This window comes from Meridianimarinicoccus aquatilis, assembly GCF_004358675.1.
Classification (GTDB): Bacteria; Pseudomonadota; Alphaproteobacteria; order Rhodobacterales; family Rhodobacteraceae; genus Meridianimarinicoccus; species Meridianimarinicoccus aquatilis.
This window is the reverse complement of sequence record NZ_SMZO01000066.1, coordinates 1-16,039: the sequence shown is the minus strand read 5'-3', so window position 1 is coordinate 16,039 and position 16,039 is coordinate 1. Positions and strand designations below refer to the sequence as shown.

Annotated in this window: 18 protein-coding genes; 8 read left to right on the top strand and 10 right to left on the bottom strand. The window is 59.2% G+C overall.

All coding sequences use genetic code 11. The features are described from left to right. Together E2L05_RS18065 and E2L05_RS18060 are read right to left on the bottom strand one after the other, a co-directional pair. The coding region (locus tag E2L05_RS18065; protein ID WP_208016242.1) for a transposase at positions 1-525 on the bottom strand (525 nt) is incomplete at its 3' end. Positions 526-612: 87 nt separating this feature from the next. After that, complete coding sequence (locus E2L05_RS18060; RefSeq protein ID WP_243722046.1) at positions 613-795, bottom strand: hypothetical protein; 183 nt, start codon at positions 793-795, stop codon at positions 613-615. 120 nt (positions 796-915) lie between these two features. Between E2L05_RS18060 and E2L05_RS18055 the strand changes: the two genes are divergently transcribed. Beyond that, positions 916-1,512 carry a TetR/AcrR family transcriptional regulator gene (locus tag E2L05_RS18055; protein WP_133344196.1) on the top strand — a complete coding sequence of 199 codons (597 nt, stop codon included), beginning with the start codon at positions 916-918 and terminating at the stop codon, positions 1,510-1,512. A gap of 159 nt (positions 1,513-1,671) precedes the next feature. Here E2L05_RS18055 and holA read toward each other — a convergent pair whose 3' ends face one another. The 4 genes from holA to E2L05_RS18035 form a co-directional block, all read right to left on the bottom strand. Beyond that, positions 1,672-2,697, bottom strand: a complete 1,026-nt coding sequence (gene holA, locus E2L05_RS18050) for a DNA polymerase III subunit delta (RefSeq protein ID WP_133344195.1) — start codon at positions 2,695-2,697, stop codon at positions 1,672-1,674. Beyond that, a complete protein-coding gene (gene lptE / locus E2L05_RS18045) occupies positions 2,694-3,209 on the bottom strand; it encodes an LPS assembly lipoprotein LptE (RefSeq protein ID WP_133344194.1) in 516 nt (171 codons plus the stop codon). Before lptE ends, holA begins: the two co-directional genes overlap by 4 nt. Then, a complete protein-coding gene (gene leuS / locus E2L05_RS18040) occupies positions 3,196-5,769 on the bottom strand; it encodes a leucine--tRNA ligase (RefSeq protein ID WP_133344193.1) in 2,574 nt (857 codons plus the stop codon). Before leuS ends, lptE begins: the two co-directional genes overlap by 14 nt. Positions 5,770-5,842: 73 nt before the next feature. Next, entirely contained in the window at positions 5,843-6,301 is a 459-nt protein-coding gene (locus E2L05_RS18035; protein WP_133344192.1) for a DUF3576 domain-containing protein, read from the bottom strand. A gap of 270 nt (positions 6,302-6,571) precedes the next feature. Between E2L05_RS18035 and E2L05_RS18030 the strand changes: the two genes are divergently transcribed. Together E2L05_RS18030 and E2L05_RS18025 are read left to right on the top strand one after the other, a co-directional pair. Then, entirely contained in the window at positions 6,572-7,612 is a 1,041-nt protein-coding gene (locus E2L05_RS18030; protein WP_133344191.1) for a porin, read from the top strand. A gap of 105 nt (positions 7,613-7,717) precedes the next feature. After that, positions 7,718-8,371: a YggS family pyridoxal phosphate-dependent enzyme gene (locus E2L05_RS18025; RefSeq protein ID WP_133344190.1), complete on the top strand. Its 654-nt coding sequence runs from the start codon at positions 7,718-7,720 to the stop codon at positions 8,369-8,371. 33 nt (positions 8,372-8,404) lie between these two features. Here E2L05_RS18025 and E2L05_RS18020 read toward each other — a convergent pair whose 3' ends face one another. Both E2L05_RS18020 and ribA read right to left on the bottom strand, forming a co-directional pair. Beyond that, on the bottom strand, positions 8,405-8,908 hold the full coding sequence (locus E2L05_RS18020) for a L,D-transpeptidase family protein (RefSeq protein WP_133344189.1): 504 nt from the start codon (positions 8,906-8,908) through the stop codon (positions 8,405-8,407). Next, positions 8,905-9,996: a GTP cyclohydrolase II gene (gene ribA / locus E2L05_RS18015; protein ID WP_133344188.1), complete on the bottom strand. Its 1,092-nt coding sequence runs from the start codon at positions 9,994-9,996 to the stop codon at positions 8,905-8,907. Before ribA ends, E2L05_RS18020 begins: the two co-directional genes overlap by 4 nt. A gap of 161 nt (positions 9,997-10,157) precedes the next feature. Between ribA and E2L05_RS18010 the strand changes: the two genes are divergently transcribed. Beyond that, a complete protein-coding gene (locus E2L05_RS18010; RefSeq protein ID WP_133344187.1) occupies positions 10,158-10,844 on the top strand; it encodes a response regulator transcription factor in 687 nt (228 codons plus the stop codon). Between the two features lie 210 nt (positions 10,845-11,054). Here E2L05_RS18010 and E2L05_RS18005 read toward each other — a convergent pair whose 3' ends face one another. After that, positions 11,055-11,759 (bottom strand): lysophospholipid acyltransferase family protein, encoded by a 705-nt coding sequence (locus E2L05_RS18005; protein WP_133344186.1) that lies wholly within the window; start codon positions 11,757-11,759, stop codon positions 11,055-11,057. A 196-nt stretch (positions 11,760-11,955) separates the two neighbouring features. On the opposite strand from E2L05_RS18005, the gene E2L05_RS18000 reads away from it, so the two are divergent. From E2L05_RS18000 to E2L05_RS17985, 4 genes are all read left to right on the top strand, one after another. Continuing rightward, positions 11,956-12,744, top strand: coding sequence for an exodeoxyribonuclease III (locus E2L05_RS18000; RefSeq protein ID WP_133344185.1), 789 nt, complete (start codon positions 11,956-11,958; stop codon positions 12,742-12,744). Positions 12,745-12,813: 69 nt separating this feature from the next. Further along, positions 12,814-13,740 (top strand): thioredoxin family protein, encoded by a 927-nt coding sequence (locus E2L05_RS17995; RefSeq protein ID WP_133344184.1) that lies wholly within the window; start codon positions 12,814-12,816, stop codon positions 13,738-13,740. A 27-nt stretch (positions 13,741-13,767) separates the two neighbouring features. Beyond that, positions 13,768-14,412 (top strand): LON peptidase substrate-binding domain-containing protein, encoded by a 645-nt coding sequence (locus E2L05_RS17990; protein ID WP_133344183.1) that lies wholly within the window; start codon positions 13,768-13,770, stop codon positions 14,410-14,412. Beyond that, on the top strand, positions 14,409-14,591 hold the full coding sequence (locus E2L05_RS17985; RefSeq protein WP_133344182.1) for a Trm112 family protein: 183 nt from the start codon (positions 14,409-14,411) through the stop codon (positions 14,589-14,591). Before E2L05_RS17990 ends, E2L05_RS17985 begins: the two co-directional genes overlap by 4 nt. Position 14,592: 1 nt before the next feature. On the opposite strand, the gene E2L05_RS17980 is transcribed toward E2L05_RS17985, so the two are convergent. Next, the gene (locus E2L05_RS17980; protein ID WP_394346567.1) at positions 14,593-15,864 is read right to left on the bottom strand and encodes an FAD-dependent monooxygenase; all 1,272 of its coding nucleotides are present in this window, start codon (positions 15,862-15,864) and stop codon (positions 14,593-14,595) included. Positions 15,865-16,039 lie beyond the last annotated feature (175 nt).

The following is a 16,039-nucleotide window of genomic DNA, read 5'->3' as shown; positions in this document are numbered from 1 at the left end:
GATGTAGACGAACCGGCGCGTGCTGAGATCGCGGCGTTGCCAGCGGTCGTAGTCGTCCCACCAGTCAGCTTTAAGCCGAGAAATTGTCGTTGATGACAGCCCCGCTGCATTGGGGCCCAAAAGTGCGGCAAGTGCTTCGTGAAAGTCGCCAGTGGAAATGCCTTTGAGATAAAGCCAGGGCAGCAGTTCTTCGATGGATTTGGCTTTGCGCAAATAGGGCGGCAGGATTGTCGAGGTGAACCGGACTTTCTCAGCGGTGTCGCCCCGGTCTCGCACGCGCGGCACCTTGACCGGCACAGTACCGATCCCAGTCATCACCTGGCGTTCCGGCAAATGCCCGTGGCGGACAAGCCGAGCGCGACCATCCTCGATCCGGTCGCCGGAATAGGCCTCCAACAACACCGAAAGCTCTGCTTCAACTGCTTGCTGGATCAGGCTGCGCGCACCTGAACGCAGAAGGTCAGTCAACGGGTCAGCTGAAAATCCATGTGGATCGGGCAAGGTCGTGATGATAGTCTTCGTCATGTGGCATATCCTTTTCTCTGCAGAGAATTGCGGCGCGTGAACAACGCCATGATATGCCGCCCCTCAGGGGCCATCACCAACTTTCAGCTATATCTCGGATTTCTCGGCGCTTCGGTTCAGCATTACCACTTCCGCGCCCTTGCCCAAAAGAATGCGCGCCGCCTGGAAGCCCGCGCCGGCGTTGGCGCCGGTGATCACATAGCTCTTGCCTTCAAGGTTGCCGAGGCGCTCGGGCGTCCAGCCTTTCGGTCCGAATTGGTTGTGTTTCATCGTGGTGTCCTCTGGCGCCGCAGCGCTTGCGTTTGTAAACTCTGGTGTTTACATAGGCGAGAGCGGTGCAAAATGTAAACCCGGCTGTTTACAAAATTGCGGTTCGAAGAGGCGGTATCGATGAAACTGACTGATAAGAAAAGAAAAGATATTCTCGATGCAGCAATCCAGGAGTTCCGCGAGCAGGGCTTCCCTGCCGCGCGGGTGAACCGGATTGCGGATCTGGCCGAGGTGTCGAAGCGCACGCTCTACAAGCACTTCGAGAGCAAGGAACTGCTCTTTGCCGCGATCACCGACATCCTGCTTGAGGAAATCGCCGCTGTGCCGAAGCTGCACTTTCGGCCTGATCTGCCGCTACGCGAGCAGCTGATCGCTGCGGTACGGGACTACGTCGACCATCTGACAGGCGAGCAATACATGGGCCTTAACCGGCTGGTCATGTCAGAGCTTCTGCGCGATCAGGAACTGGCGCAGGCCTTCTTTGCCAAGGCGGCGGTGCAGGATGGCCCGATCTCGGGGCTGATCGGTGAAGCGATGCAGGCGGGCACCTTACGTGAGGTTGAGCCGAGCTTCGCAGCGGGCCAACTGCTTTCGATGGTGAAGCACTTCCTGGTCTGGCCGCAGTTCCTGATGAGGGCGAATGCCGAGATCGACCCGGATACCGTCACCGCTGACTGCGTGGACATGTTCCTGGCTCATTACATGCCAGAGAGGTGACCTCTCCCTCCTCGCACTAGACGGAAATATGGGAGTGTCGCGGAATGTCAGCGACCTTCGCCCAAGGCGCTGCTTCGTCCCGCTGAGCCGACCAACACATTTTTGCGGACACCCCCCAATCAAAAAGCGTGCACAGAGGCGTGTTTGGCGTGCCTTACATCAGCGGCGCGCGAGGAAGGTCAGCCGCATAAGCGCACGTTCCATCATCGCGTGTTGTGGGGCTGTTGCACCGCCTGAGCGCAGCGCCAGATCAGCATCCACAAGTGTCGCCAGCGCATCTTCCAGCCGGGGACGGCCCCATTGCCCGGCTTGCCGTTGCATTCGATCCCGGCGTGGGCCGAAAATCGGGGGACGCAAGGCGCCAATGCCTTGGGACGGGCCACCGGGGTGGGCAGCGATGGCGTGCAATGTTCGGAAATGGCGTGTCGCGCCGATGGCCATTGTGACGGGGGCAATGCCCTGCGCGTGCAAGCGTTGCAACGTTGGGCCAATGCGGTCCGTGCGGCCTTCGGCGACCGCGTTCAACATTTCGTCCAGTTCCGCTTCGACCGATAGGGGTGCAACAGCGGCGATGTCTTCGGCGCAGACAGGTTCTGGATCGTCCAGTTTGTAGAGCGAAAGCTTTTCAAGGGTCTGCGCGAAGTCGCCGGGATCGAGTGTCTGAGCCAGAGCCACCAAATCGGCCATCGCTGTGGCGGGCAAGTCGCGTAGTCCGGCACGGGCGACGCTCGCCTCGACGTCAGCTCTGCTGGGCGGGTCGGCATAAACAGCGGCCGCAACCGCGTTTCGGTGACCTTCGAACAGCTTGCGCAAGGCGTTGCCTTTGCTCAGGTTTCCCGCGGTCACGACGAGTTGAGCATCACCTTGTTGCCAATCTTCCAGCACGCTGGCGGCGGCCTTTGCCACGGTTTCAGTCGCGTCCTCGATAAAAACCACGCGCGGGCCGGGAAAGAACCCTTGCGCCCGGACAGCGTCGGACAGAGCCGCCGGATCACCGCGTAGTTCTTGAGGCGTCATGCGGGTCAGGCGCATTTCATTTGCGCCATCCAGGCCAATCAGTTTTGCAATGACCTGTTCGCGGCGCAGGGCGCAGCGCATAGCGTCTGGGCCATAAATGAGTATGCCTGCGCGCGCCGGGTCCGGGCGATCAAAGAACACGGCGGCATCGCGGGCGGACAGTTTCACTGAGCCAAACCTTGCTTTACCAGAAGATCGGCGACGACCTTGTCGGCCAGAATGATCATCAGCCGGTCATAAGCGTCAGCTTCGGCGGTGGCCGTTGCGACGGATGAGCCGATGGCGGAGTAACTGTTGAACCCGTCAATCCTGCCGGAGGCGCGTTGTTCCCCGCTGGCAAGTTCGGTGAGGGTATAGGAAACCGTGCCGATCAGGTTGTAGCGGTTCGTTGATTGCGCCGTCGTGATGGCAACGCGTTCACTTGAGACGCCGAGAGAGGGTGTTAGACGAAACCTTGGCGAGCTTCCCGGCGCACCCAGACGGTCCTGTAGTGCCTCGGTCAGCGTGAAGCCACTGCTTCCGCCGGCTAGCGCGACCTCGACCGTCCCGTCGAGTGCGGCGCCGGTACTTCCCGGAGCATAAACAGGAGTGAAGCCGCAAGCGGCAAGCGCCGTGCCGAAGAATGCGGCTAGAATTGCGCGCCTTCCGGGGGATGCCGGGATCGCGTCAGACCACGACATTGACAATGCGTCCGGGTACAACAATCAGCTTTTTCGGGGTGCCGCCTGCCAAGGCTTTTTGAACGGCGGGATCGGCCAGAACAAGTTTTTCAATCTCGTCCTTCGGCATGTCCTTTGCGACGCTGAGTTGCGAACGCCGCTTTCCGTTCACCTGAATTGGCAGGGTGACTGTTTGATCAACCAAGAGTGCCTGATCGGCTTTTGGCCAAGGCTGATTTGCAAGAAGACCCGTGCCGCCAAGTTTGGCCCAGACATCTTCTGCCAAATGCGGCGTCATCGGCGCCATCAATTGAGCGAGCACTGACAAAGCGGCGGCGCGGTCCGTGTCTGGCGCCTTTGATTTCGCGATTGCGGCTGTGAAGGCATAGAGCTTGGCCACGGACGTGTTGAAGGCGAATCCGTCAATGCCGTCTGTAACATCACGAATGGCGCGCGCGGTGATCCGGGCCAGCGCCGCATCGGAGACGGCCTTCGGCGCCGCCTCTGCGCCGCTTTCGCCAGCCTTCGGCAGGCTCTCGCTCAGTTCATTGGCCATGCGCCAGACCCGTGCGAGGTGCTTGTGGGCGGCTTCGGCCCCTGCGTCGGTCCATTCAACGTCGCGTTCGGGGGGGCTGTCGGACAGCATGAACCAGCGTGCGGTGTCGGCGCCGAAACGGTCCACGATGCCGACCGGATCGACGACGTTCTTCTTGGACTTGGACATCTTGGCAGACGGGATCACCTCAACCGAGTCGCCATTTTCAAGCTTGCCGTCCGTGACTTCGGCGGGAAGGTGATACACCGGGCGGCCCTGCCCATCGCGGGTTTGATAGATTTCATGCGTCACCATCCCTTGCGTGAACAGCGCATTAAACGGTTCGGCAGCGGTATCTGGCAAATGTCCGCAAATTGCCATCGCCCGCGAAAAGAAGCGCGAGTAGAGCAGGTGCAGGATCGCGTGTTCGACGCCCCCGATATACTGGTCCACGTTCATCCAGTAATCTGCTTCGGATCGGTCTGTCGGTGTCGCGGCCCCCGGCGATGTGAAGCGCGCAAAATACCAAGACGAATCGACGAAGGTGTCCATCGTGTCGGTTTCGCGTTTGGCCGGCGCGCCGCAGGAAGGGCAAGGCACGTTGCGCCACGCGTCATGCCGGTCAAGTGGATTGCCCGGTTTGTCGAAGCTCACGTCATCGGGAAGGCGAACCGGCAGGTTCTCTTTCTTTTCGGGAACTACACCGCACGCGTCGCAATGAACGACGGGAATCGGGCAGCCCCAGTACCGTTGCCGCGACAAGCCCCAGTCGCGCAGCCTGAATTGTGTCACCCCGGTGCCCCAACCGTCTTTTTCAGCCAGCGCAATCGTCGCTTCGATCGCAGCATCCCCGGTGGCGATATCAAGTCCCGCAAAGTGATTGATCCAACGTACCTTTTCGGATTTTGGTGGAATCAGGGCCTTGTCGGTGACGGGCTGCGGGTCTGACAGAGACTCAAAGGTCTCTGTGACCGGAAGATCGTATTTCCGAGCAAAATCGAGGTCGCGTTGATCATGGGCAGGGCAGGCGAAAACCGCGCCGGTTCCATAATCCATGAGAATGAAGTTTGCGACCCAAACAGGCAATTCCCAATCAGGCTTCAATGGATGACGCACACGCAGCCCGGTGTCCATGCCACGCTTTTCTGCTTTCTCAAGCGCTTCTTCTGACGTGCCGACGCTTCGACATTCTGCGCAGAACGCGGCCAGATCCGGATTCTCGGCTTCAAGAGCTTTGGTCAGAGGGTGGTCGGGAGAGAGGCCAACAAAGGACGCGCCCATGAGCGTATCTGGCCGGGTCGTGAACACATCAACCTTGTCGATCCCATGTGACGGCGTTGTCAGATCGAACCCGAAACGCAACCCGCGAGATCGGCCGATCCAGTTGGCCTGCATGGTGCGGACTTTGTCGGGCCAGTTCTCAAGGCCATCCAAGGCCGTCAGCAGGTCGTCAGAGAAGTCAGAGATTCGGAAGAACCACTGCGTCAGCTCTCGCCGTTCAACGAGCGCACCAGACCGCCAGCCGCGTCCGTCTTCAACCTGTTCGTTTGCAAGGACCGTCATATCCACCGGATCCCAATTGACGACAGCGGCCTTGCGATAGACCAAACCTTTTTCCAAGAAATCAAGGAACAAGGCTTGCTGTTGACCGTAGTATTCGGGATCGCATGTCGCGAATTCGCGGGACCAGTCCAAGGACAAACCAAGGGACCGGAACTGTGATTTCATATTGGCGATGTTGTCATAGGTCCACGCGCCGGGATGAATCTTGCGTTCCATCGCGGCGTTTTCTGCCGGCAAGCCAAACGCGTCCCAGCCCATGGGGTGCAAGACGTTAAACCCGCAGGCCGCCTTATAGCGGGCCACGACGTCGCCCATGGCATAGTTCCGGACATGCCCCATATGCAGATTTCCCGATGGATAGGGGAACATTTCCAACACGTAATATTTGGGGCGCTTCGGGTCTGATGTCGCCTGAAAGACTTCTGCGGCGTCCCATTCCTGTTGCCACTTGGATTCGATGGTGGCGGGGTCGTAACGGGACATGGCGGTGTTCATCCTGTGTCTTTGGGCGTTAGGGTTGGCTTGTTGGCTGAGTAACTAAGGGCGTGGGCGCGGTTCAGAGTTGTTCTTCGGCGACACGCAGTTGGCGCGCCCGGGTCAGAATCGCATCTTCGATCGCGCGAGTCGTCTCTGGCGCAGCTGGCCCGCCGCGCGTCGCAAGCGCAACATTCAGAGATCGCGCATCAAGCGACGGGTCCCGAATATAGACGGTGGCGCGATACGCGCGTCCGCCACCGGGCGGGGTGCCAAAGCCATAAACCAGCAGACCTGTAAAAGGATCAGCGCGTTCCAGAGGAAGAAACCCAAGCACATCTTGTGCCGCTGACCAGATATATCGGTTAACTTCCAGCGTTACGTTCGGGTCATCGCGATTCTCGAACAGATCGAACAAGGTGGACCCTGTTCCTGTGTCGGCTGGAATGGTGCTGTCACTCTTGGGAACGCTGCCGCATGCCGACAGCGCCACTGCGGCTGCGGTCAGAACGGCAAGTTTCGCAGTCCTGGGTCGTATCATATGCTCTGTATCCCTGACGCTTTGGCGCAATCCCTATCGCGCGCGTGCGGCGCGGACAAGCGCAACGCGTGCCAAGAGAGCAGTCGGCGGCCTGAGATCGGGCCGAACCGGGCCGGATTTCGGACTGTGGCAAACCTGCACCAATTTTAATCTGCAAACACGGCGAGTTTTCCCGATGCTTGTTTTGTGGGGCGGAACCGTAGAATTAGGCTGCAACTCAAACGGGGTGGCCCGCTTGAGGATCACCTTAAATCCTACGAGGGAAACCACATGAAAAAGATTCTTCTTGCCTCGACCGCTCTGATCGCGTCGGCAGGCTTTGCATCCGCAGAAGTCGTCATCGGCGGCGACGGCTACATGGGTGTTGCATACGGCGACAACGGCAACCCAATCTTCGCAACAACCGATACGTCGGCTGATCAAGTACCAGCGGGTTCGGGCAACAACTTCTCGAACTACAGCTTCGTATATGACCTGGACGTCGACTTCAAAGTGTCCGGCACATCCGACAGCGGCCTGACCTTCGGCGCATCCGGCGATTTCGACGATCTGGGTGCATCCCAGGGCGCACGTGGCTGGGACAACTCGATCTTCATCTCGGGTGACTTCGGCACGCTGACCATGGGCGACATCGACGGTGGCGCAGAGAACGTAATCGGCGACTTGGCTGGTGTTGGTCTTTCCGGTCTCGGCGACTTCAACGAGAACCTCTTCCTGCTCGGCGCCGGCGCACAGCCTGCTGGCCCAGTTGCTCGTTACGACTACGCCATCTCTGGCCTGACACTGTCGCTGGGTCTGTCCGATGACGCAGGCTACAATATCGGTGCCGGTTACGCGACTGACCTGTTCTCGGTTGGTGCAGCTTACGAAGCCGTTGCTGATGGCGCGACCATCACAATCTTCGATATCGACGCTCTGGGTTCGACCGGCAGCACCGCAATCACCGCGACTGCACCAGATGGCGCGTCCCAGGTGATTGGTGCCGCATCGGTAACCTTCGCCAACGTGACCCTGAAGGGTATTTACGGCCGCATCGACGTTGACGGAACCAACATCGACACCGTTGACCAGTACGGCGTTTCGGCAGCTGCTGCCTTCGGTGCTGCATCCGTTTCCGCATACTACCGTGCCATCACCACAGACTTCAAAACAGCCGGTACACCGGACAACGATTTTGAAGCCTACGGTCTTGGCGTTGCCTACGACCTCGGCGGTGGCCTGGCGCTCGAAGCCGGTGTTGCACAAGCAGACAGCGACTTGGCAGCAGACGCGCTGACAGTTGCAGACTTCGGTGTTTCCATCGACTTCTGATCCTAGCGATCACAAGACACGACAAAGAGCGGGCTTCGGCCCGCTCTTTTCTTTTGTGCAGGGGCGTGATTGAAAGCGAGCACGTTTTAAACGGGGGCGCGTGATATGGGATTGGACGACATCAAGGCGCGTATCGCCAAAGCCGAAAAATCTGCTGGGCGCCATGTGGGCGATGTGCAGTTGATTGCCGTGTCCAAGGTGCAACCGCTTGACCGTGTGGTGTCTGTGCTTGAAGCGGGTCATCGCCTGTTTGGCGAAAACAAAGTGCAGGAAGCACAGGGAAAGTGGCCTGACCTGAAGGATCGCTTTGGTGGCGTGTCAGTTCATCTGCTGGGTCCGCTTCAGACAAACAAAGCCAAGGCAGCGGTCGAACTCTTTGATACGATCCACTCGTTGGACCGTGAGAAGCTGGCGCGCAAATTGGCGGATCTGGCCCAAGCACGCGGGTCCAGCCCTGATCTGTTCGTGCAGGTCAATACGGGGGAAGAGCCGCAAAAAGCGGGCGTTTTGCCTGCCGAGACCGAAGCTTTCGTTGCAAGCTGCCGCGCGATGGATCTTCCGCTGGCCGGTCTCATGTGTATCCCCCCGGCCGAGGAAGAGCCGAGCCTGCATTTCGCGCTTCTTCGAAAACTGTCGGAGAACGTCGGTTTGACAGGCCTATCCATGGGTATGAGCGGCGATTTTGAAACCGCCGTTGCATTGGGCGCAACACATGTCCGGGTCGGCTCTGCGATCTTTGGGGAACGCACCTATGGCTGAAAATGCTGAATAGGGCTTTGTGCTGAGGCCAGGTTAGCCTTTGATGATCAGGCGCGTTGCATAGCGGATGCGCGGAATAATCCAGTTCAAAGTTTCGCGTGAAAAAGCGATGCAGCCTTCGGTCGGATGCCGAGGCTTTCGCCATTGGTGCACGAAAATGGCCGAGCCGCGCCCGGTTTCGGCCCTTGGCCAGTTCCAATCAGTGATCAAAACCATGTCATACAGCGGATCGGCGCGGCGCAAACGTTCATGACTAAACGAATAAGGCGCACGGACCATCAGGTTATAATTGTCCGGGTCGGCCGGGTCATCAGACCACAGGTCCACTGGCCGAATGGGAACTGCCCAATTTGCAGGGCGTGCCAACCTGTCGGGTCGCCATAGCAGGCCAACAATACGGTGTGTTCCAATCGGGGTGGCGCCATCCCCTTCGCGCTTGTTCTGCGTAAATCCTCCGCGACCTATGGAACAAGACAAATCCCGCCCCAAAAACCGCGCCCCGTGTGCAGTAACCACGATATCGGTGGCTCGGGTCACAACAGGTGCCCGGACTTTGCAGCCTTGGTATCGAGGTAAGCCGAGTTGTGAGCCCCGCGCCCGACCTTCAACGCAACCCGCTCTATCACCTCAATCCCGTGTCGATCCAGCATCGCGACTTTGCGTGGGTTATTGGTCAGCAATCGCGCTTGCGAAAACCCTAACCGTTTCAGCAAGGAAGCCCCGATTCGGAAATCGCGTTCGTCGTCTTCAAACCCGAGGCGATGGTTTGCTTCGACTGTGTCAAAGCCTTGGTCTTGAAGAGAATAAGCGCGCATTTTGTTGGCCAGCCCGATGCCGCGCCCTTCTTGGTTCAAGTAGAGCAGAACGCCATTCCCTTCGGCGCCCATCTGTGCCAGTGCCCCGCGTAATTGAGGGCCGCAATCGCATTTGAGCGAGCCCATTACATCGCCGGTGAAGCAGGCGGAGTGCAATCTGGTCAGCACCGGCGCGTCCCGATCCGGTTGCCCGACTTCGATTGCATAATGTTCTTCCCCGCCGTTTTCGGGGCGAAACACATGAAGGCGGCCGGCCTCGGACACTTCCATCGGGAGTCGCGCGTGGATCACATCATTGAGTGGGCTCGCCGCGTGAGTCAGTTGGATGGCTTCGGTCGCCGGTAAAAGCGTCAGGCCCGCATTTCGAGCCAGGTCTGCCCCGTTGGAAATCGGAACGACCAGTGCTGCGGGTAGTAACCGTGCGGTTTTGCACAGACGAATTGCGGCACGGTGAAGGTCGGCGGGGCCATCCCGCAAGGTTCTGAACGGCCCTTTCATCGGCGTGGACAGATCATCGGCTGGATCGGCCAGTGCAGTCACCCAGTCCAACCCGGCGTCACTGGGCAGTGTTACTCGTGCCACGTCATCATCATACGCCCGCGCTTTGAGCGTTTCGGCCCGGCGCGCCGTCAACGCGATCACGGCGTCGCCAAGTTTGCGGGCCGTGGCGAGTCGTTCGGCACTCAGGCTTTCGGTGGAAAAGATCAGCGCATCTGATCCATCGGTTCCAAGCAGGACAACTCCCAACCCCATTCTGAGGTCTGCACGGGCCCGCGCCATAAGTTCGAGCGTGTTGGGTTGTAACGTCACGCCAGATCGTCCTTTCCGAAGGGCCGCCAATGGCGGCTTTCTGTAACATCTTTGACAGGTTCACACGAGCACGTGAGGCAACTGCCACATATCTTGTCGGACCGCGCAGACAAGCGCAACTTAGTCACAGACACGACAGATGACATGATGGCGAGGATAAAATGGCTCAGTTGAAAAAGATCTTGTTGGTTGATGATGACGAAGACCTGCGGGAAGCGCTGTCAGAACAGCTTGTGATGACCGAAGAATTCGATGTGTTCGAGGCGGGCAGCGGCGCTGATGGCATGAAGCGCGCCAAGGAAGCGTCATATGATCTGGTCATTCTGGATGTGGGTCTGCCTGATACGGACGGCCGTGAACTATGCCGGTTGATGCGCAAGCAGGGCGTCAAATGCCCGGTCCTCATGTTGACTGGCCATGACAGTGATAGTGACACCATTCTCGGCCTTGATGCCGGCGCCAATGATTATGTTACCAAGCCATTCAAATTCCCCGTTCTTTTGGCCCGTATCCGTGCGCAATTGCGCCAGCATGAGCAAAGCGAGGACGCGGTATTCCAGCTTGGGCCGTATACGTTCAAGCCATCCATGAAGATGCTGATTGACGATGACGATCGTAAGATCCGTCTGACCGAGAAAGAAACAAATATCCTGAAGTTCCTGTACCGAGCGACGGACGGTGTGGTGGCACGGGATATCTTGCTGCATGAAGTTTGGGGCTACAATGCGGGCGTGACGACACACACCTTGGAAACGCATATCTACCGTTTGCGCCAGAAAATTGAACCAGACCCGTCAAATGCCCGGCTCCTTGTGACCGAAAGCGGCGGATATCGGCTTGTGAGTTGATTTGTCCGGGGGTTTTCCAGCCTTGGTCCCAAGGTCGCATTGCTGGAAGAGTCAACCTATGGCACAGTGAAAATACAGGAATTCAGATCCCGCGCACCCGGGCAATGGTGCACCTCCCTGTTGGACTGGCCCCTGCTTTGGTGGGGGCCTTTTTTCTTGATATGGTGGGGCTGGGCAATCACAGGTTTGCAAAAGGCCGTATCGTGCAGTTTACCGGGTACGCAGCCGTGCTTCGCAATCTTCTGTCAGATCGTCGATCAGCGCGGTCAGTTGGGCGCAGGCGTCCTTGGTTTGATCTTCGTCCATGCGCCGAGGGGGCGTAAAGCCGTCACCAACCGCAAGCACGCCGCGCGACCACGGAAGCGGGACAACAAACCGATCCCAGGTTTTCAGGCGGATCGACCGCTTTATTGCAAAACTGCATGGGGCGGCCTGAACGCCGGCCAGCCCCGCGATCACAAGTGCGCCGGGTTTGGCTTGGCGAGCCGGGCCGAACGGCCCATCAACCGTGATCCCGAGTGATCCGCCAGCCTTGAGAACTTTGATGGCGTCGCGCAGTGCCGTGGAATTGTCACCGGATGTGGCCAATTCGATTAAACCGATGCCGCGTTCCAGCAAATTGGCGCTGGCGATCCGCGCGTCCGCGTGCTGGCTGGCCATCACGGTCAACTTGTGGTCCGACCAATCGCGCAAATAGGGGGTAAAGATCAGCCGCTCGTGCCAGCAACACAGCACACGTGGAACGCCGCGCGCGATGTCCGCTTCATAGCTTTCAAAGCCGATATAGTCCCAGCGCGTGGTACGGTAGACAAAGTTCACGTAGGCCGAGAACAGCTTACGCAGCCCGCCCTGAAAGCGCGCGCTTTTTTGTATTTTAATTTCCAGATCACGCCAGCGACGCTTTAGCCGGTTCACGATTGGCCCCTCGTTCTTACTATGTGCGTTAGACGATCGTGGTCGTTCCCTCCAGCATCGTGGTGCAAGAGTGCCGGGCGAACAGCCTGCGCCCTAACAAGTGGTGCACAATTGCAACGCGCGCCAGAGTGCGCGGGGCTTTTCAGGCTCGTGTGGGGCAGCTAGTCAGGCGAAGAATAAATCGGAAGGCGACTATATGACTCTGACCCTTGCTACCTGGAACATCAATTCCGTGCGCCTTCGCGAAGACTTGGTGCAAAAGCTGCTGCGCGAAGAGGGCCCCGATGTTCTGTGCCTTCAAGAATGCAAAAGTCCTGTGGACAAAATCCCAACCGAAGGGTTCGCCGCGCTTGGCTACAGTCACATGGTTGCCCGAGGGCAAAAGGGCTATAACGGTGTCGCCATACTAAGCCGCTTGCCATTGGAAGATGCCGGGCATCGGGATTTTGTCGGAAAGGGCGACGCGCGCCATGTCGCTGCGCGTCTTGAGGACGGCACGGTCATTCATAACGTGTATATCCCTGCTGGCGGCGATGTGGCTGACCGTACAGTAAACGACAAATTCGGCCATAAATTGGATTTTCTGACCGAGATGCGGGATTGGTTCATGGCCGAGCGCCCAACCCGGTCCATCCTTGTCGGGGATTTGAACATTGCCCCCCGAGAGGATGATGTTTGGTCGCACAAGCAGTTGCTCAAGGTGGTGAGTCACACACCGATTGAAGTGGCTCACTTGGATGACGCCCAACAAGCAGGGGGTTGGGTCGATGTCACGCGGGCGGATATCCCGGACGGGCAACTCTATTCCTGGTGGTCATATCGCGCCAAGGATTGGTCCGCCGCCGATAAAGGCCGCAGGCTCGATCATATCTGGGCGACGCCTGACCTTGCATCGGGCGCGGGTGACAGCCGGGTGCTTCGCGATGCGCGGGGATGGGACCGGCCGAGTGACCATGCGCCGGTCTTTGCCAGCTTTGATCTTTGACCAACCCCTTGGCCTTTTGCCCCTCGTCCCTCATATAGACACGGTATCATAGGACACGGGGACACTCAGATGTTGAACCTTGGCGCAAGCGCGAACGAACCCGCAGCGGGAACAGGGGATCTGATCAAGGACGGATCGGAAGCCACCTTCATGGCCGATGTCATCGAGACCAGCCAGACGGTCCCGGTGATTGTAGATTTCTGGGCGCCTTGGTGTGGCCCTTGCAAGACCCTTGGTCCTGCACTGGAAGCGGCCGTCACTGCCGCAAAAGGCGCGGTGAAGATGGTCAAATTGGACGTCGACCAGAACCAAGGCATTGCAGGACAGTTGCGGATTCAGTCGATCCCGACGGTCTATGCTTTCTGGCAAGGTCAGCCTGTCGATGGTTTTCAGGGTGCGGTGTCGCCATCTGAAATTACGGAGTTTGTCGATCGGGTCGCCAAAATGGGCAACGGGGCCGAAGCTGACGGCGGTTTGGCAGACGCAATTGCAGCAGCAGAAGACATGCTGACCGAGGGGGCCGTAGTTGACGCGGCGCAGACATTTGCCGCCATCCTTGGCGAAGACCAAACCAACGCTGCTGCTTTTGGCGGGCTGGCACGCGCACATATTGCTCTTGGTGAGTTGGATCAGGCAGAAGCTTTGCTGAACAACGCAGCGCCCGAATTGGCGGACAAGCCGGAAATTGAAGTGGCACGCGCGCAGCTTGATCTTGCACGACAGGCCGCCGAAGCGGGCCCCGTCGCAGAATTGCGCGCCGCTGTTGAGGCGGACCCAAACGACCATGAGGCACGGCTTGAGTTGGCAAAGGCGCTTTATGCGACCGACGACGTTCAAGGCGCAGTCGATGAATTGCTTGATCTGTTCCGCCGCGACCGGGAATGGAATGACGGTGCTGCAAAGGCTCAGCTGTTCACGATCTTTGATGCATTGAAACCGCAAGACCCCATCGCTCTGGCGGGACGGCGCAAGCTCTCTTCGATGATATTTGCCTGATGGCGATCACGGGCTAAACTGTCTGACATGACATCACCAGCAGATCTGCCGGCCACCATCCCGGTTTTCCCGTTGCCCGGCGCGCTATTGCTGCCCCGGGCCCGGTTGCCATTGCACATTTTCGAGCCGCGCTATCTGGCGATGCTCGATGACGCTTTAAAGACCGAACATAGGTTGATCGGAATGGTTCAGCCACGTGCCGTGCCGGGCAGCGACGCGACCCGTTTGCATGGCATTGGCTGTGCCGGCCGCGTGACTGGGTTCTCGGAAACCGAAGATGGCCGTTACATGATCACCCTAGCGGGAAAATCCCGGTATCGCGTCACGCGCGAGGTTTCAGGTTTTGCGCCATATCTGAAAGCGGATGTATCATGGGCTGGCTTTGAACGTGACCTTGGCGGGGTTGAGGCAGACGCGGCCTTTGATCGTGAGAGCTTCATGGATCTGCTCAGCCGCTTCTTTGAGGCGCGGAACCTGTCTACGGATTGGGAGAGCCTCAAGGATGCTGAAGACGAGTTGTTGATCAACTCCCTGTCGATGCTGTGCCCGTTTGAGCCGGAAGACAAGCAAGCCCTGCTAGAGGCGCCATCCCTGACCACGCGGCGAGAAACCTTGGTCACGTTGATTGAATTCGCGCTTCTTGGGGGCGACCGGGACGAAATGATGCAATGACGGTGCCGCTGTTTGATCGGCGGATGCTTGAGGCACTGACCTGTCCGCAAACACAGGCCACGCTGGTTTATGACGCTGAGCGGCATGAGCTTATCTCGAAGCAAGCCGGGCTGGCGTATCCGATCCGCGAAGGGATCCCCGTCATGCTGGCTGATGAAGCCCGGCCTTTGAGCGACTGATCTAAAGCGGTGTCCCGCTCATCAGGCGGGGTAGATCGCCCGTCAGGCCCGCCGCCTCGCGCATAAATGCACGGCGCAGCGTGGGCGCTGCATTGACCAGCCCAAGACCCAGATCGCGCCCCGCCCGCAAAACCGGGTTGTCGTTGGAAAAAAGCCGGTTGAACGTGTCGGTTGCAAAGGCGAGCGTCGCCGTGTCGAACCGGCGCCATCCTGCATACCGCGACAGAACATCGGGCGCGCCGATATCTTCGCCCCGGCGATGGGCCAGAACAAGGACTTCGGCCAGTGCCGCCACATCTCGCAGCCCGGCATTCAGGCCTTGCCCGGCAATTGGGTGCACGCCGCGCGCCGCATCCCCCACCAGAGCCAAGCGCGCCGCGGTGAAACTTGAGGCCAGCGTCATGTTCAGTGGGTATGTGTATCGTGCGCCCGCCAGCCGAATTTCCCCAAGAAAGCTGCCAAAGCGTGGCCGGAGCACGTCAAGATACCCGGCATCGTCCAAGCCGTGAATGGATGCGGCGCGGGGGGCGGTTTCGCTCCAGACGATTGAGCTGCGATTGCCGGTCAACGGCAGGATGGCCAGCGGACCGGGCGGCATGAAGAATTGGTGCGCGATGCCACGATGCGGTTTGTCATGTTCAATGGCGCAGACCAGCGCGGTCTGATGATAGTCCGTCACTCTGCGGCGGATGCCTGCCCGCGAGGCGGTCGGCCCGGTGCGCCCATCAGCCCCGATCAGAAGCGGTGCGCGCAAAACCTCGCCGCTGTCCAGCGTCACAGTTGCCAGACCATTTTCGACCCCTTGCGCGATGACGCGCGTGGCGGGTCTGTGCGTGATGCCGGGCGCTGCATCGATGGCCGCAAGCAGGGCAGGGCGCAGATGGCGATCTTCCACCATGTGTCCCATTGGGCCTTCTTCCAGCTCGGAATGGTCGAAGTGCAATGTGCAAGGCGACGGCCCTTCGCCGGAGCGCCCATCGCTGACCTTTATGTCGAGGATCGGTTGCGCTCCATCGGCCAGAGTTGCCCACAGCCCAAGCGCCTTGAGCATCCGCACCGATGCCAGCGCCATCGCGTAGCATCGTCCGTCAAAGTCGGCAGAGGTTTGCGTCGTTCGCGGCAGGGCGTCCAGCACGGTCACGCGCAGGCCGGCTTGCGCCAGCGCCAGTGCCAGTGCGGCTCCGTTCAAGCTGCCGCCAATGATAAGAGCGTCGGGTGTGTCGGGCATGTCGATCATGGCTCTGAATATGACCGCGCTTGCGGGATTGTCCACGCTGCCGCGCCGCTTTAGCGTGGCTGCGACACTAAGCAGGGGTAAGGCATGGCGCAGGATTGGCGACGGATGAGCGCGGCAGCGTTGGGGCGCGGGATTGCGGCGGGGCAGATCGACCCGGTTGCGCTGTGTGAGGCGTTTCTTGACGCAATTGCAGCGGATGATCCCGATGGTC

Bases quoted from the DNA above. Each gene is read 5' to 3' on its own strand.
- E2L05_RS18060 (WP_243722046.1), bottom strand. From the start codon at position 795: ATGAAACACAACCAATTCGGACCGAAAGGCTGGACGCCCGAGCGCCTC.
- E2L05_RS18055 (WP_133344196.1), top strand. From the start codon at position 916: ATGAAACTGACTGATAAGAAAAGAAAAGATATTCTCGATGCAGCAATC.
- lptE (WP_133344194.1), bottom strand. From the start codon at position 3,209: ATGTCGTGGTCTGACGCGATCCCGGCATCCCCCGGAAGGCGCGCAATT.
- leuS (WP_133344193.1), bottom strand. From the start codon at position 5,769: ATGTCCCGTTACGACCCCGCCACCATCGAATCCAAGTGGCAACAGGAA.
- E2L05_RS18035 (WP_133344192.1), bottom strand. From the start codon at position 6,301: ATGATACGACCCAGGACTGCGAAACTTGCCGTTCTGACCGCAGCCGCA.
- E2L05_RS18030 (WP_133344191.1), top strand. From the start codon at position 6,572: ATGAAAAAGATTCTTCTTGCCTCGACCGCTCTGATCGCGTCGGCAGGC.
- E2L05_RS18025 (WP_133344190.1), top strand. From the start codon at position 7,718: ATGGGATTGGACGACATCAAGGCGCGTATCGCCAAAGCCGAAAAATCT.
- E2L05_RS18010 (WP_133344187.1), top strand. From the start codon at position 10,158: ATGGCTCAGTTGAAAAAGATCTTGTTGGTTGATGATGACGAAGACCTG.
- E2L05_RS18000 (WP_133344185.1), top strand. From the start codon at position 11,956: ATGACTCTGACCCTTGCTACCTGGAACATCAATTCCGTGCGCCTTCGC.
- E2L05_RS17995 (WP_133344184.1), top strand. From the start codon at position 12,814: ATGTTGAACCTTGGCGCAAGCGCGAACGAACCCGCAGCGGGAACAGGG.
- E2L05_RS17990 (WP_133344183.1), top strand. From the start codon at position 13,768: ATGACATCACCAGCAGATCTGCCGGCCACCATCCCGGTTTTCCCGTTG.
- E2L05_RS17985 (WP_133344182.1), top strand. From the start codon at position 14,409: ATGACGGTGCCGCTGTTTGATCGGCGGATGCTTGAGGCACTGACCTGT.